Source organism: Enterobacter cloacae complex sp. AR_0002 (genome assembly GCF_001922365.1).
In the GTDB taxonomy this organism is placed as follows: domain Bacteria; phylum Pseudomonadota; class Gammaproteobacteria; order Enterobacterales; family Enterobacteriaceae; genus Enterobacter; species Enterobacter hormaechei_C.
In genome coordinates this window covers 2,886,879-2,901,995 of sequence record NZ_CP018814.1, presented here as the reverse complement: position 1 = coordinate 2,901,995, position 15,117 = coordinate 2,886,879, and the positions used below count along the sequence as shown (strand labels likewise).

Sequence of the window (15,117 nt, the reverse complement as noted above, 5' to 3'; positions counted from 1 at the left end):
AACATCGTTTCGCAATTCCTGCGCTTTAACTTCTCGTTTCTTGATACTTATCCTGATAACTATTATCGTGATGGCGTACTACGAGAGGGCTCCCCATGAGTGAAGAAGATCTGTTTAGCCGCAGGCCGATGGGCATGCGGATGGCGATGATCGTGCGTCAGTGGCGCGCAGTCATCGACGACGCCATTCTCGACACCGGGTTAACCCAGTCGAGCTGGACGGTGATGATGCAGCTTCATCAACTCGGGGATAACGTCTCGGTCAGCGAGCTGGCGGAAGTGCAGGGCATTGAACTGCCTCCCCTAATGCGCACGCTGACACAGCTGGAAAAGCAGGGCTACCTGCTGCGCACCGTCTCGCCGTATGACAAGCGTATCCGGCTGCTGACGCTGACGCCTGAGGGAAAAGCCATTCTTGAAAGGCTCTCTCAGGTGATTGAGACGTTCCAGGCGCGCGTATCGCAAAACATCGCGCCGGAACATATCGATATTTTCAGCGCCACTCTCAATCAAATCGCCTGCAATTTGCGGACAATCCGCGAAGAAGATAATAAGACCGAAAAATAATGACTCCTGAACAAAAGTTTGCCCGCTGGGTAAGGGTGAGTATTGCCTCTTTCCTGCTGATGTTTGTTTACTTTATCGTCGCGGATATCTGGATCCCGCTGACGCCGGACTCCACCGTGATGCGCGTGGTGACCCCGGTGTCTGCCCGCGTCTCCGGGTATGTGGCGGCGGTACATGTCCATAACAATAGCCAGGTTAAGAAAGGCGATCTGCTGTTTGAGCTCGACGCCACGCCGTTTCGCAATAAGGTCGAGGCGGCGCAGATCGCGCTGGAACAGGCGCGTCTGTCTAACGATCAGCTGGATGCGCAGATTGCCGCAGCGCAGGCCAGCCTGAAAACCGCCGTGCTGACCGCGCGTAACGACAAAGTGACATTCGACCGCTACCAGAAACTGAGCACCTTGCAGAACGTATCGCAGGCGGATCTGGATAAGGTCCGTACCACCTGGCAGAGCAGCGAGCAGTCCGTCAGCTCGATCCAGGCGAATATTCATAACCTGCGCATTCAGCGCGGCGAGCGGGATGAGCACCGTAACGTGACGCTGCAAAAATACCGTAACGCGCTGGATGAAGCGGAGCTGAATCTTGGCTGGACGAAGGTCTACGCCGAGGCGGACGGCACGGTCAGTAACCTGCAATTAAGCCCCGGTTTTTACGCCTCATCCGGTTCGGCTGCGCTGGCGCTGGTGAACACCCGGATCGATATCGTGGCGGATTTCCGCGAGAAGAGCCTGCGTCATACCCATCAGGGGACCGACGCTGCCGTGGTGTTTGACGCCTTCCCGGGGCACGTTTTCCGTGCCCACGTTACCAGCAGCGACGCGGGGATCCTCGCCGGACAGGAGGCCGTAAACGGTCAACTTTCTGAACCGGAAACCTCCAACCGCTGGGTGCGTGATGCCCAGCGTATGCGCATTCACGTAGCGCTGGACGAAGCCTTACCGAAGCCGCTGCCGACCGGCGCGCGCGCCACCGTGCAGCTCTACAACAGCGAAGGGCCGTTTGCGCGATTCTTCTCCGGGATGCAAATCCATCTGGTGAGCCTGCTTCACTATGTCTATTAGCACCCTGGCACGGGTATTTACCCCGCACGGCAACATCGTCTATACGGCAAACGACTTTCGCCAGACCCTGCGTATCGTCTTTGCCGGGATGATTGCGCTCAGCATTTCGAGTTTCTACAACACCAGCTACGGCGTGTTTTTTGTGGTCTACCCGATCATGCTGCTGTCTCTGGTACCAGTGTTTAATCGCCACGTGGCGAAGCAGTTTATCTTCAGCGCCTCGCTGAACTGCGTCGAAATGGTGTTGATTATCGGCTATCTGTCGCAGTGGCCGGTCATCATGACGCTGGTGGTGTTTGCCCTGTACGTGATGCGTTTTCGCTTTATGAGTAAGGGGCCGCTGTTCCTGTTCGGCTCGATGGGCGTGGTTTGCCAGAGCGTGATGCTCAACTTTATGAGCTACCCCACCACCAACTGGCACACGCTTTTATTCTCTAACATCGAAGCGAGCGTGATGGCGGTGTGCCTGAGCGCGCTGATGAACTACCTGCTGCCGGACGTGGAGCCGCGCAAGCCGCCGCCGCTGATTGAGAAAGACGACGCCCGCGTGCGCCACGAGTCGCTGCTATCCGGCACCGTGGCGACGCTGATTTTCGTGGTGTTTCAGATTAGCGACTTAAGCGATTCGCTTTCGGCGCTGATGGCGGGGATTTTGATCCTGTTCCCGATGCACTATCGCGGCTCGGTTATCAGCTCCATCTGGCGCGTGGTTGGCGTGGTGCTGGGGTGCCTCTATATCCTTGTCGTCCAGCTTATCCTCTACGATCACAGCAGCCATATGCTGCTGATGATGCCGCTGATTGGCCTTGGCCTGGCGTTTGGCGCGCGTCTGCACGTAATGGAGAAGGTCGGCGCCGGGGTAGGCTTCGCCAGTATCACCACCATCGGCATTATGTTCGGGCAGAACATGCACCCGGACAGCGACCTGGTGTTCAGCGATCTGTACCGCATCACCTCCGTTACCTTCGCGCTGGTGGTCACGCTGACGATGGTCTTTCTGGTGCACCTGATCCTGAATCGCTTCGAGGCGACGCGCTACGTTATCGCGCCGCCAAAAGCGGATTAATGCCCCAGCACGGCGGGTAGCTGCGAGAGCAGAAACAGGATCAGGCCAATCGTACCGCCCACCAGGGTACCGTTAACGCGAATGAACTGAAGATCTTTACCGATATTGAGTTCTATCTGGCGTGACATGTCTTTGGCATCCCAGCTTTTCACCGTGTCGCTGATATGGCGCGTCAGGAACGCGGCGAAATCCGGCGCCACGCGGTGCGCGGCCTGCTCCAGATGCTCATTCAGCGACGCCCGCAGGCTGGCGTCGTTGGTCAGCGTTTCGCCAAACCACAGCCCGGCGTTGGCGATACGCTGCTTCACGCGGGAATCATCGCTCTGCATGTCATTTTTCAGCCACTGGCGCAGGTCAGCCCACATTTCCCCCAGATAGCGGTTAAAGGCCTCATCATTCTTGAGGTAGTGTTTGATATTCTCGGCTTTCGCCGTCATCTCCGGATCGTTTTTCAGATTGTCGATGAACTTGATCGTGGCGCGGTCAAACGCCTGACGAATCTGGTGCGTGCGGTCGTGGCTGATATCGTCCAGCAGCGTGTTCACCGCGTTCGACACCATCTCCGCGCTTTGATCGCCCAGCCACTCGGTGGGCAGCACCATCGCCTTGCGCGGATGCTCGGTCTTAAGCCAGTGGACGATCTGGTCGGCAATAAATTCCCGCGTGCTTTCCCGCTGAATCAGGGTAATCAGGCGGTTGATGATGGCGTCCAGCAGCACCTGGTGACGGTTGTTTTTGGTCATGCTTTCCAGCATGACGGCGCTGGTCTCGGTTAAATCGACCTTGTCGATAGCCTTATGCACCGCGCGTTTGAGCAGGCGCTGGATGCGCCCATCGTCGGTAAGTTCCAGAAAACCGCCCATCACCTGCACCAGATGCTGCCCCACGCGCCGGGCGTTATCGGGCTGGCTGAACCAGGTCCCAATCATCTGTGCGGGCTCGTAGCGACGGATAAGATCGACAAGGGATTGCGTATCGAGAAACTTTTCCTGCACGAACTGGCCGAGATTGTCGCCGATGCGGTCTTTATTGCGCGGGATAATCGCCGTATGGCGCGAGATAAAGGGAATGGGCACCCGGCGGAACAGCGCGACAACGGCAAACCAGTCCGCCAGCGCGCCAACCATCGCCGCCTCGGCAATGGCCTTTACGCCGCGCACCCAGAAGGTTTGCGGCATGAACAGGGTGGTGATAAACGCTGCGACGGCAATCAGCAGCAGCGACAGCGCGAGAAGCTTGGCGCGTTTGAGTTCGGTATGCTTTTCCATGGGTTAAGGATAGAGGGTGATGGAGGTAAAATGCAAAATGTGCTATCTGGTGAAGAATTAAAATTCCTCTTTTAACTGACAGATCAGAAGATTTGTTGCATTCTCTTTCTGGTTCGGAGTATTCGTTTCTCATAGCTAATAATAATCTATTTTCTGGGGTATATAAAATGAATTTACTGTATCGTTTTATAAATGGAATAAAAAATAAATCCTTGGATTTATATTTGTTCCTTTTCTTTGCAGGTTGTTTTGTTTTGTTGAAAATAAAAGATCCAGTTCGGGTTTATTTGTCATATGCATTATTTATTGGCCTTTTAGTCATGCTGTATTTAAAAAGGCAGCGTGCCCGGGAAATTATTATTCATTTTATTCGGTTCGAAAGTGGCGATGTTGTAAATAAGTTGGCTGGATGGGCGTCGCTCCTTGCCTGGGGTGCGTTTCTTCTTTTTCCTTTTGCAATAAATATACAGTTTGGTTTTCTTGCAAAAGTACTATTGGTGATGTTCTCCATTTTTATTGTTATTAGCAGCGTTTTAACAATTTTTGTTCTCGAGAAAGATGGCCATGAGAAAGTAAAAAATATACGGGTTATGTTATTTTCATTTATATCAATCTGTTATGTTTTATCTAGTGCGTTCTCGGCAAGTTTATTTCTTCAGTTGAGTAATATGGATTTATCATCCAGTCCATGGCTGGAGTTTACATGGAAGCTCAGTTCATTTTTTGTATTGATATTTTTTATATTGCAGTTGACTACTTACGTAATATTCATCGTGACTGCTGATCATGCAAAAGGATATAGACTTTTTACTATTTTTGGTGCTTTGATTCTAACGAGTTTAATCGTATTATTTGTCTCAAGCAGGCCGGATGTAGTAGCATATTATGTTTTAAAATATTCTACTGGCAGTGAATGGCGGAGTGATTTTACATGTGAGAATGAAAAAATATCACGCCCTAACGAGAGATATTTCGGTTATAATACCGATAAGTACACAGCTTACTTTTTCAATCGTAACGGAAAGTGGGGGTTCGATGAGATAACTTGTGTTAAAAACTCGCAAGAGGGGAAAGGATATACTGTAAAAAATGTATCGACAGAAAATATCCCTCATTGGGTGAAATAATTAAAATCACAGTTCCCCCTGTCGGTAAACGAAAGGGGGAAAACGTATAAGAACCCTCCGTATATACCCAACTTTACCTTCATAGTCAGACAGATTGACTACCCTTAATACCCTAAGCGGTAAAACAAGGAGATTCGATATGGCTTACCAGACAGTAAATCCTGCCACGAACCAGCTCATCAAAGAATATCCCTCTCACACTGACGCAGACGTTGAAGCGGCGCTGAAGGCAGCCGATGCGCTCTATCACTCCGACTGGGCGAAAGGTGACATAAGCCAGCGCCTGCCGGTGCTGCATAAGCTGGCGGACCTGATCGACGAACGCGTGGAGGATCTGGCGAAAATCGCCAGTCAGGAGATGGGTAAGCTCATCGAACAAAGCCGCGGTGAAGTGAAGCTATGCGCGCAAATCGCCCGCTACTATGCTGACAACGCGAAGCAGTTCCTGGCCCCGGTGAAGTATGACTCTGAACTCGGGGAAGCATGGGTTGAACATCACCCCATCGGCGTGCTGATGGCCGTCGAACCATGGAACTTCCCATACTATCAGCTGATGCGCGTTCTGGCGCCAAACCTGGCAGCGGGCAACCCGGTGATCGCCAAGCATGCCAGTATCGTGCCGCACTGTGCAGAAACCTTTGCACAGCTGGTACGTGAAGCGGGCGCGCCGGAAGGGGCGTGGACCAACCTGTTTATCTCGTCCGAACAGGTGGCGAACATCATCGCCGACGATCGCGTACAGGGGGCGGCGCTGACCGGTTCAGAAAAAGCGGGTAGCGTGGTTGCGGCACAGGCTGCGAAACACATCAAAAAATCGACCCTTGAACTGGGCGGGAACGACGTCTTCGTGGTGCTGGACGATGCGGATCTGGAGAAAGCCGTGAAGATCGGCGTTAACGCGCGGCTTAATAACGCCGGGCAGGTCTGTACCGCGGCGAAGCGCTTTATCCTGCATGAAAAGATTGCAGACGCCTTCCTGAACAAATTCACCGAGGCGTTTAAGCAGGTGAAGATTGGCGATCCGCTGGACGAAAGTACCACGCTGGGGCCTTTGTCATCCAAAGACGCGCTGGAGACGCTAACTAAACAGGTTAACGAGGCGGTGAAAAACGGCGCGAAGCTGCACCATGGCGGCAAGCCGGTTCAGCGTGACGGGAGCTTCTTTGAGCCGACCATCCTGACCAATATCTCGCGCGATAACCCGGCGTATTTCGAAGAGTTCTTTGGTCCGGTAGCGCAGATTTATGTGGTGAAAGACGACGACGAGGCGGTTGCCCTGGCGAACGACTCCCACTACGGTCTGGGCGGAGCGGTGTTCAGCCAGAACATCGAGCGCGCGAAGAAAATGGCGTCGCGCATTGAGACCGGGATGGTGTACATCAACTGGCTCACCGATACGGCGGCAGAACTGCCGTTCGGCGGCGTAAAACGTTCGGGTTACGGACGCGAGCTGTCGGATCTGGGGATCAAAGAGTTTGTGAACCAGAAGCTGGTGGTGGTGCGTAAGTGACGTAGTAATAAAAAACCTGCCGAAGGGCAGGTTTTTTTATCTATCAGGTGGCTTAGAAGCTCACGCCGCCGCCGAAGTAAGCGCCGTCTACCAGCGTGTGGTTTGGACGACCGTCTTTGCCATCAACGCTCACGTGGCGGTAGCCCACTTTCAGCGTAACCGGTTTGACCGGGGTCCAGCTTACGCCGCCGTTAGCTTCAACGTAGTTCTTCACGCTGTTGTTCAGTCCGTCTGGCGCAACGTAGCCTTCACCGAATACCCTGATGCTGTCGGTCAGGGCAACGTTCACACCGCCGCCGACCGGGAACGCCACGCCGTTATCGCCTTTCTTCGGGCCAACGTAGAGGGCCTTAGCGCCTGCGTTCAGCATTACCGGGCCGACTTCGAAATTGTAGCCTGCGCCCACGCCACCGGTCGTGGTGCCGTCGTCGGTGTTTTTCAGCCAATTACCTTCGGTGTACAGACCGGAAGTTGATTTGCCCATTTCCACATTCAGATTGGTAAAGTTTTTACCCTGCTCAATGCTGCCGCCCATTGCCAGTGCGGAGCCCGATACGGCGGTGAGAGCAGAAAGGATGAGAACGTTAAGCTTTTTCATGCGTGTTTCCTCGTCATCAAATTAATCTGAGGGCACCTTAACAAGGGATGTTTATGACTGCAAATGTGATGGGTATCGCAGTTTTATGCTGTTTTTGTTGGTTTTTTTAATCTTAAATGTTGATGAGATGTTTTTATGGCAGATCGTCAATCCTCAATCCATTCGTGTTTAGGGAAAGTTTATATTTTTGGCTAAACGTTTAATGAACGAGGCGAAGAAAGCCGTTTGAGGTGAATTAATTAATTTTCTAATAATTTCCAAAAGTATTTCGGCTGTCACAGATCAAGACAGAGGTTTACATTTCTGGTGATTGCTATACGTATTTCTTTGCCGATCCGCTGTCTTTTCATGTCATTTTTCTGACACGTTTCTTCATTACGTTGTTGGCTTCACTTACTGGATGCTAACAATATGAAAAGAAAAATTATTCCTGTGCTTATCGGTTGTGCGCTCTCTTTCTCTGGCCTGGCTGCGCAGCCTACCGCTGAGCGCTATATCGTCAGCTTCCCTGACGGCTCCCATGTGAAATACAGCGGCGCGTTTGCCGATGCGTTCCCGAACGGGCTCCCGGTGGGGATGGGTTCTGGTCTGCTGTTTACGGGCAAGCAGGGCGATGCGCTGACGTTTGCGACCGTGACCGATCGCGGTCCTAACGCGGATTCGCCAAAAATGGGGAAAAACGATGCCAAAATATTTGTTACCCCGGATTTCGCTCCGCTGCTGATGACGATCCGCGTGCAAAACGGTAAAGCGGAGGCCGTGGACGCGCGACCGCTGCATGACGATAAAGGCGAGATCAACGGCCTGCCACTGCAAAGCGGTGTGATTGGTTCCACCAATGAAGTCGCGCTAAGCGACACCTTAAAAGTACTGAAAGGCGATAACCGCGGGCTGGATACGGAAGGCATCACGTCGGACGGGAAGGGCGGCTACTGGCTGTGCGATGAGTATGGCCCGTTCCTGATTAACGTCGACAGTAAAGGGAAAATCCTCGCGATCCACGGTCCGCAGGCGACGCAAGGGGAGAAATCCATCGCGGGCGGTCTGCCAAACGTTATCAAATGGCGTCAGGCAAACCGGGGCTTCGAAGGGCTGACCCGCATGCCGGACGGACGTATTATTGCCGCCGTGCAAAGCACGCTGGATATCGACGGGAAGAGCAAAAAACAGGCGCTGTTTACCCGTCTGGTGAGCTTCGACCCGGCGACCGGGAAAACCGCGATGTACGGCTACCCTGTCGACAGCGCGGCCTACAGCAAAAACAGCGACGCCAAAATCGGCGACATAGTGGCGCTGGATAACCACACCATCCTGCTGATTGAACAGGGTGAGGATAAAAATGACGCAATGCGTAACCTCATCTACAGGGTGGATCTGAGCAAGGCGAGCGATCTGGCCGCCTTCGACAAGCCGGGCGAATACCCGGAGTTTGATGATGAGAAAACGCTGGCGCAGCGCGGCATTACACTTGCTGAAAAAACGCAGGTGGTCGATCTGCGTGCGCTGGGCTGGCAGCAGGAAAAGGCCGAAGGGCTGGCGCTGATTGACAGCAAAACGCTGGCGGTAGCGAACGATAACGATTTTGGCGTGAAGGTAGCGATGCAAAACCCGGTCGAGGGCAAGAAGCTCAAGGATTATCGGGTGAACGCGGAAGGCAAGCTGACGCTGGATGATAAACCGGTGGAAACCACGCTCAGCGTGAAGCCGCTGAAGAAGCCGGAGTCCGACAGCGAGCTGTGGATTGTGACGCTGCCGGAGGCGTTGAAATAAGTTTCCCCCTCACCCTAACCCTCTCCCCGCGGGGGAGAGGGGATGATCGGTGCGATTTACTTTTTCAGCCCCGCAAACGCTGCCCGAATTTCTTCTTCCGGCAGCTGTATTCCAATAAACACCATCACGCTGTGCGGCGTTTCATCGCCCCACGGGCGATCCCAGTCGGCGCTGTACAGGCGCTGCACCCCCTGGAACAGCAGGCGGTTCGGCTCGCCGTCGATCCACAGCATCCCTTTATAGCGCAGCAGCTTGTCGGCAAACGACAGCAGCAGGTTTTCCATCACGCGGGAGACCTCGCTGATGTCTACCGGGTAGTCCAGCTCCACCACAATCGACGCCACGTCGTTTTGCTTGTCGGAAATAAAGTGAAAGCGCGGTTTCGCGGTAACGTTCTCTTCCAGCATAAAGCCGTTGGTGTTGAACAGCTGAGCGAGATCGATATCGCCATGCGTCACCGTGTAAATGGGCGCACGCGAGTTGATGCGCGTCAGGCGCTCGCGCAGTTTTTCACTTTCACCCGCCACGTCGGTTTTGGTCAGCAGGATGCGGTCGGCGTAGCCAACCTGGGACTGGGCGATGGTGAACTGGTTCATCTGCTCGTCGGCATGGACCGCATCCACCAGAGCGATGACGCCGTCCAGCAGGTAGCGCTGGCAGAGGATCTCATGGGAGAAAAAGGTCTGAATAATCGGGCCGGGGTCGGCCATGCCGGTGCACTCGATCACCAGACGGTCGAAGACGATGTCACCGCGATCGCGGCTGTCGAGCAGGTCCAGCAGGGCGTCTTCTAATTCGTTAGAGCGGGTGCAGCAGATGCAGCCGTTGGTCAGGGTTTTGATCTGGGTGGCGCGGTCGCCAATCAGCTGATCGTCAACGGAGACTTCGCCAAATTCGTTTTCGATGACGGCGATTTTGAAGCCGTGCTGCTCGTTCAGAATGTGGCGCAGCAGGGTGGTTTTACCGGCGCCGAGAAAACCGGTCAGCAGGGTAACGGCAATCGGGGTCATGGTTTCTCCTTTAGCAGCAGCGGACGCCGCCTTCTCCACTTCCGCCGTAGCGCGCTTCCTGACGCTCGCGGAAGAATTCAGTGTAGGTCATGTACGGCTTATCCGGATGGTTGGTCTTCATATGCTCAACGTAGTTGTCATAGTCCGGAATGCCAATCAGCATTTTCGCCGCCTGACCGAGGTATTTTTTTGCTTCGCCTAAGTTACCAAACATTGAGGGTTCCAGATAGAAGAAGCCCGGAGGCGCGCAGCGATCCGGGCCTACAGTATCATGCTTAATTAATGGTGTGAGGAGGTCTTCACGCCGCCTTCCGGCACCGGCACGTACGGGGTTTCTTTATCCGTACGGCCCTCAACGTTACGCACTTTCATCCAGGTTTTGATGCCGTAGAAGATAATGCTGTACACCACCACCAGGAACAGAATGCTCAGACCCGCGTTGGTGTAGTTGTTCACCACGATATGGTTCATGTTGGCAATCTGCTGCGCGGTCAGATCCGCGCCGCCTGCGGCAATCTTCTCTTTGTACTGGTTAGCCATGAAGAAGAAGCCTTCCAGCTGCGGGTTGGTGCTGAACAGTTTCAGACCCAGCGCCCAGGTAGTGCAGAGCAGTAGCCACAGCGCAGGCACCACGGTGACCCAGATGTATTTGGTGCGTTTCATCTTCACCAGGACAACGGTACCCAGCACCAGGGCCACAGCCGCCAGCATCTGGTTAGAGATGCCGAACAGCGGCCACAGGCTCTTAACGCCGCCCAGCGGGTCAACAACGCCCTGATACAGCAGATAACCCCACAGGCCTACGCAGCCCGCGGTACCCAGAACACCGGCCACCAGAGAGTCGGTTTTCTTCAGGAATGGCACGAAGTTACCCAGCAGATCCTGCAACATGAAGCGGCCTGCACGCGTACCGGCATCCAGCGCGGTGAGGATGAATAGCGCTTCAAACAGAATACCGAAGTGGTACCAGAAGCCCATGTCCGCCCACGGCAGCACTTTGTGGAACACGTGTGCGATACCCACCGCCAGCGTTGGCGCGCCACCTGCGCGGTTCAGCACGGACGGTTCGCCGATGTCTTTCGCGGTCTGCATGATCTGCTCAGGCGAAATTACGAAGCCCCAGGAGCTGACGGTCGCCGCCGCGTGTGCGCTGGCGTCTTTCAGCTGCGCCAGGATCAGCGCGGTATTTTCGCCGCCCATCTCATGCAGGTTTGGCATGGTGATGCCGAGACCCGCTGGTGGGGTGTTCATCGCAAAGTACAGACCTGGCTCGATAATCGACGCTGCAACCAGCGCCATGATCGCCACGAAGGACTCCATCAGCATCGCGCCGTAACCGATGAAGCGCGCGTCGGTTTCGTTGGCCATCAGCTTCGGCGTGGTGCCCGAGGCGATCAGCGCGTGGAAGCCAGACACGGCACCGCAGGCGATGGTGATAAACAGGAACGGGAACAGAGCGCCTTTCCACAGCGGACCGGTACCGTCAATGTACTGTGTCACCGCTGGCATTTTCAGCTCAGGATTGATGATCACAATCCCGATTGCCAGCCCGACGATCACGCCGATTTTCAGGAAGGTCGCCAGGTAGTCGCGCGGAGCCAGAATCAGCCACACCGGCAACAGCGCTGAGATGAACGCGTAACCGATCAGCGCGAAGGTGATGGTGGTGTCTTTAAAGGTCAGCGCCGGGCCCCAGTACGGGTCGTGCGCAATCACGCCGCCGAAGTAGATGGAGGCGACCAGCAGCACGATACCGATGACCGACACCTCGCCAACGCGGCCAGGGCGCAGGAAGCGCATGTAGATGCCCATGAACAGCGCAATCGGTACGGTAGAGCAGACGGTGAAGACGCCCCACGGACTTTCGGCCAGCGCTTTCACCACGATCAGCGCCAGCACCGCGAGGATGATGATCATGATCAGGAAGCAGCCAAAGAGGGCGATGGTGCCCGGCACGCGGCCCATCTCTTCTTTGATCATCTCACCCAGCGACGAACCGTTACGGCGCGAGGAGATAAACAGCACCATAAAGTCCTGCACCGCTCCCGCCAGCACCACGCCCGCCAGCAGCCAGAGCGTACCCGGCAGGTAGCCCATCTGCGCGGCCAGTACCGGGCCGACCAGCGGACCCGCGCCTGCAATGGCGGCGAAGTGGTGACCAAACAGCACGTAACGGTTGGTTGGCACGTAGTTCAGGCCGTCATTGTTAATGACCGCCGGGGTGGCGCGCGTCGGGTCGAGCTTCATGACCTTCTGCGCGATGTACAAGCTGTAGTAGCGATAAGCCACAAGATAAACGGAAACCGACGCGACCACGATCCACAGGGCGCTGACGTGTTCGCCCCGGCGTAATGCGACAACCGCCAGACAGAAAGCACCGATGATCCCGAGGATGGCCCAGGGCACGTGCTTAAGTAGTTTTTTAGTATCCATAGTAAGACCTGGTTTTTTATGTAAAGAAAAAAGGGTCAGGGTTTGTTGTGAGGAGGTATTGATTAATGCTGGAGCGATCGTGCCAGATCCTCGCGCGTATAAAGCACGGTAAATAGGTGAGTGGTTGAAAGCGATGCGTGAGCGGTCAAAAGCGAGGGTGAGTGGTTAAGGCTCACCCACGGTGGAAGAAAATATGTGATTGAGATCACTGAGAATAATCTACCCCTGCGGGGTTTCGTCGTTCGCTTCAGGGCAGTGCACGCAGCGGCAGGTCTGATACGCAGGCAGCAGCTGATAGCGCCCTTTGCCGTCGTGTTCAATAATCGGGGAAAGCGCCTGCAAATCGCGGTACACCGTACGTTCGGTAATGCCAAATTTTTGCATCAGATCGCGGCGATTAACGCTTCCGTTGCGGTGCAGGGCAATAATGATGTCAACCAGACGTTCAGCCGAGCGGCTTCGGGGTGAAGGGGCCATAAGACTTTCCAGCGTTAAGGGGGCGCCTGACGACGTCGCCAGCCGCCCCGGAAAATTTATCTTATGGATAGTTAACGGCGCACCTTTGCGGAAACCTTAGCGTTTTTTTGTGCAACGGGATCAAACCGCGGCTTCCATCTCCATCATCACCGGGTGGAAACGGCGTTTGAAGTAGATCAGGCCGTGCCCCTCGCTGCTGAGGATGATGTTCTTAATCTCCACAAGGTAGACCAGATGGGTACCGATGGTTTGCACCTGGGTTATCTCGCCTTCCAGGCTTGCCAGAGCGCCTTTCAGCACCGGCTGCGCCAGCGGTCCTTTCTGCCAGCAGGAGAGAGCAAAGCGCTCCTCCATTGCCATGCCGGTCATCCCGGCAAAGTGGCGGGCCATGATCTCCTGCTCGTGGTTCAGCACGTTGACACACAGTTTGCCGTTGCCCTGGAAGACCGGGTTCATGGCGCTGTTGGCATTGATGCAGACCATGACCGAAGGCGGGGTGTCCGTGACCGAACAGACGGCGGTGGCGGTAATGCCGCAGCGACCCGCATCGCCCTCGGTGGTGACCACATTCACCGCCGCCGACAGGCTGGCCATCGCGTCGCGAAAACGCAGGCGTTCTTCAGATTGCATTGAAACCTCCCGCTGCGTTATTTCAGCAGCTTATCCAGCATGTTGATATCAGTGTTGTTGTGCAGGTGCGGTACGGTCCAGCCGTGCTGGTCGTACTCGGACATGCAGCGGTCAACCATCGCCATCATCTTGTCCATGTTGCCGGAGCTTTGCGCCTGACGCAGGCATTGCAGGCGGATCTCATCCTGGCTACCGGAGTAGTTGATTTCGTACAGCTCGTGACGTCCGCCAAACTCGCTGCCGATGGCATCCCACATCAGTTTCAGAATCTTGATGCGTTCGACATGATCCATCCCGTTGGAGCCGCGCACGTACTTCGCCAGATACTGGTCGATCTGCGGGTTGTTCAGGTCCCGCGCGCTGGACGGCAGGTAGATCAGCCCGGAGGTCACGTTACGTTCGATGATGTTCTTGATCTTCGCATAGGCCATTGGCGCCATCACGCGGTAGGTCTGTAACGCCGCGTGGTCAGGCAGATACGCGCCGTTTACCCACGGCGTGGCTTCGGAGCACATGGAGTCGCTCAGCGCCCAGAACATGTTGCGCCACGCCACCACTTCGCCGAGATCCGCCTGCACGCCGCGGAACTCGAGGGTGCCGGTACACTCCAGCGACTTCTTCAGCAGAGCGGTGATGAAGTCGAGCTTCACTGCCAGACGCACGCAGGCCTGAAGCGGGTACATGCGGGCGAAGCCACCTTCCATCGTCCAGCGACGGCAGCGGTCGAAATCGCGGTAGATCAGCACGTTTTCCCACGGGATCAACACATGATCCATCACCAGAATGGCGTCGTTCTCGTCAAAACGGCTGGAGAGCGGGTAGTCGTACGGGGAACCGGTCGCCCCTGCCACCATCTCGTAAGAGGCGCGGGAGATCAGCTTCACCCCTTCGGCATCCATCGGCGCGACGAACATCAGCGCGAAGTCCGGGTTTTCGCCCATCACCTGCGCAGAGCCGAAGCCGATCATGTTGTAATGGGTCAGGGCGGAGTTGGTGGCCACCACTTTCGCGCCGCTGACGATGATCCCGGCGTCGGTCTCTTTCTCCAGCTTGATGTAAACGTCTTTCACCTCGTCTGCCGGTTTATGGCGGTCGATCGGCGGGTTGACGATGGCGTGGTTAAAGTACATGCCGGTTTCCTGAATACGTGTGTACCAGTTGCGGGCGTTCTGCTCGAACTGACCGTAGAAGGCAGGGTTCGCCCCCAGCGCGCAGCCGAACGCGGCTTTGTAGTCCGGCGTACGCCCCATCCAGCCGTAGCTCAGGCGCGACCACTCGGCGATGGCGTCACGCTGCTGGCGCAGATCGTCGGCGCTTTTTGCCACGCGGAAGAATTTATGGGTGTAGCCGCCGCTGCCGGTGTCCGTGCCCCAGCAGAGGGTATCCTGCATGTCTGGCTTGTGCAGGGCATCGTACATCTGGGCGATGGACGCCGCCGCATTGCGAAATGCTGGGTGGGTAGTGACGTCCTTAACGCGCTCGCCGTAGATATAAATCTCACGGCCATCTTGCAGGCTTTTTAAATACTCTTCACCGGTTAACGGACGTTTGGCATCAGCGCGGAAATCTTCAGGCTTCATAGGGACCTCGTATCGGAA

At 55.4% G+C, this 15,117-nt stretch carries 14 protein-coding genes; 6 read left to right on the top strand and 8 right to left on the bottom strand.

The genetic code is table 11. The features are described 5' to 3' along the window. The first annotated feature begins 95 nt into the window (after window positions 1-95). Genes AM329_RS14275 through AM329_RS14265 form a run of 3 tightly spaced genes read left to right on the top strand, consistent with a single transcriptional unit; the run spans window position 96 to window position 2,696 of the window. Window positions 96-566, top strand: a complete 471-nt coding sequence (locus tag AM329_RS14275; protein WP_003863089.1) for a MarR family winged helix-turn-helix transcriptional regulator — start codon at window positions 96-98, stop codon at window positions 564-566. After that, window positions 563-1,630: an HlyD family secretion protein gene (locus AM329_RS14270; protein WP_086527941.1), complete on the top strand. Its 1,068-nt coding sequence runs from the start codon at window positions 563-565 to the stop codon at window positions 1,628-1,630. Before AM329_RS14275 ends, AM329_RS14270 begins: the two co-directional genes overlap by 4 nt. Then, on the top strand, window positions 1,620-2,696 hold the full coding sequence (locus tag AM329_RS14265) for a DUF2955 domain-containing protein (RefSeq protein WP_003863094.1): 1,077 nt from the start codon (window positions 1,620-1,622) through the stop codon (window positions 2,694-2,696). Before AM329_RS14270 ends, AM329_RS14265 begins: the two co-directional genes overlap by 11 nt. Here AM329_RS14265 and AM329_RS14260 read toward each other — a convergent pair. Further along, a complete protein-coding gene (locus AM329_RS14260; RefSeq protein WP_032608445.1) occupies window positions 2,693-3,964 on the bottom strand; it encodes a DUF445 domain-containing protein in 1,272 nt (423 codons plus the stop codon). The two genes, AM329_RS14265 and AM329_RS14260, sit on opposite strands and share 4 nt — an antisense overlap. Before the next feature lie 167 nt (window positions 3,965-4,131). Between AM329_RS14260 and AM329_RS25235 the strand changes: the two genes are divergently transcribed. Beyond that, window positions 4,132-5,091, top strand: a complete 960-nt coding sequence (locus AM329_RS25235) for a hypothetical protein (protein WP_048901688.1) — start codon at window positions 4,132-4,134, stop codon at window positions 5,089-5,091. A gap of 139 nt (window positions 5,092-5,230) precedes the next feature. Further along, entirely contained in the window at window positions 5,231-6,601 is a 1,371-nt protein-coding gene (locus AM329_RS14250; protein WP_032608447.1) for an NAD-dependent succinate-semialdehyde dehydrogenase, read from the top strand. Between the two features lie 52 nt (window positions 6,602-6,653). On the opposite strand, the gene AM329_RS14245 is transcribed toward AM329_RS14250, so the two are convergent. Continuing rightward, window positions 6,654-7,199, bottom strand: coding sequence for a YfaZ family outer membrane protein (locus AM329_RS14245; protein WP_003856615.1), 546 nt, complete (start codon window positions 7,197-7,199; stop codon window positions 6,654-6,656). A 411-nt stretch (window positions 7,200-7,610) separates the two neighbouring features. Here AM329_RS14245 and AM329_RS14240 point away from each other — a divergent pair, with 411 nt between their 5' ends. Then, a complete protein-coding gene (locus AM329_RS14240; RefSeq protein ID WP_032608449.1) occupies window positions 7,611-8,969 on the top strand; it encodes an esterase-like activity of phytase family protein in 1,359 nt (452 codons plus the stop codon). 56 nt (window positions 8,970-9,025) lie between these two features. On the opposite strand, the gene yjiA is transcribed toward AM329_RS14240, so the two are convergent. The 6 genes from yjiA to hpaB form a co-directional block, all read right to left on the bottom strand. Beyond that, window positions 9,026-9,979 (bottom strand): GTPase, encoded by a 954-nt coding sequence (gene yjiA / locus AM329_RS14235; protein WP_032608450.1) that lies wholly within the window; start codon window positions 9,977-9,979, stop codon window positions 9,026-9,028. Window positions 9,980-9,989: 10 nt separating this feature from the next. Continuing rightward, complete coding sequence (locus AM329_RS14230) at window positions 9,990-10,193, bottom strand: YbdD/YjiX family protein (RefSeq protein ID WP_003856610.1); 204 nt, start codon at window positions 10,191-10,193, stop codon at window positions 9,990-9,992. A 65-nt stretch (window positions 10,194-10,258) separates the two neighbouring features. Continuing rightward, window positions 10,259-12,412: a carbon starvation CstA family protein gene (locus AM329_RS14225; protein ID WP_003856608.1), complete on the bottom strand. Its 2,154-nt coding sequence runs from the start codon at window positions 12,410-12,412 to the stop codon at window positions 10,259-10,261. 219 nt (window positions 12,413-12,631) lie between these two features. Then, entirely contained in the window at window positions 12,632-12,889 is a 258-nt protein-coding gene (locus AM329_RS14220) for an HTH domain-containing protein (protein WP_003856607.1), read from the bottom strand. Window positions 12,890-13,009: 120 nt separating this feature from the next. After that, entirely contained in the window at window positions 13,010-13,519 is a 510-nt protein-coding gene (locus tag AM329_RS14215; RefSeq protein WP_003856606.1) for a 4-hydroxyphenylacetate 3-monooxygenase reductase subunit, read from the bottom strand. A gap of 17 nt (window positions 13,520-13,536) precedes the next feature. After that, window positions 13,537-15,099, bottom strand: a complete 1,563-nt coding sequence (gene hpaB, locus AM329_RS14210) for a 4-hydroxyphenylacetate 3-monooxygenase, oxygenase component (RefSeq protein WP_023324112.1) — start codon at window positions 15,097-15,099, stop codon at window positions 13,537-13,539. Window positions 15,100-15,117: the final 18 nt, after the last annotated feature.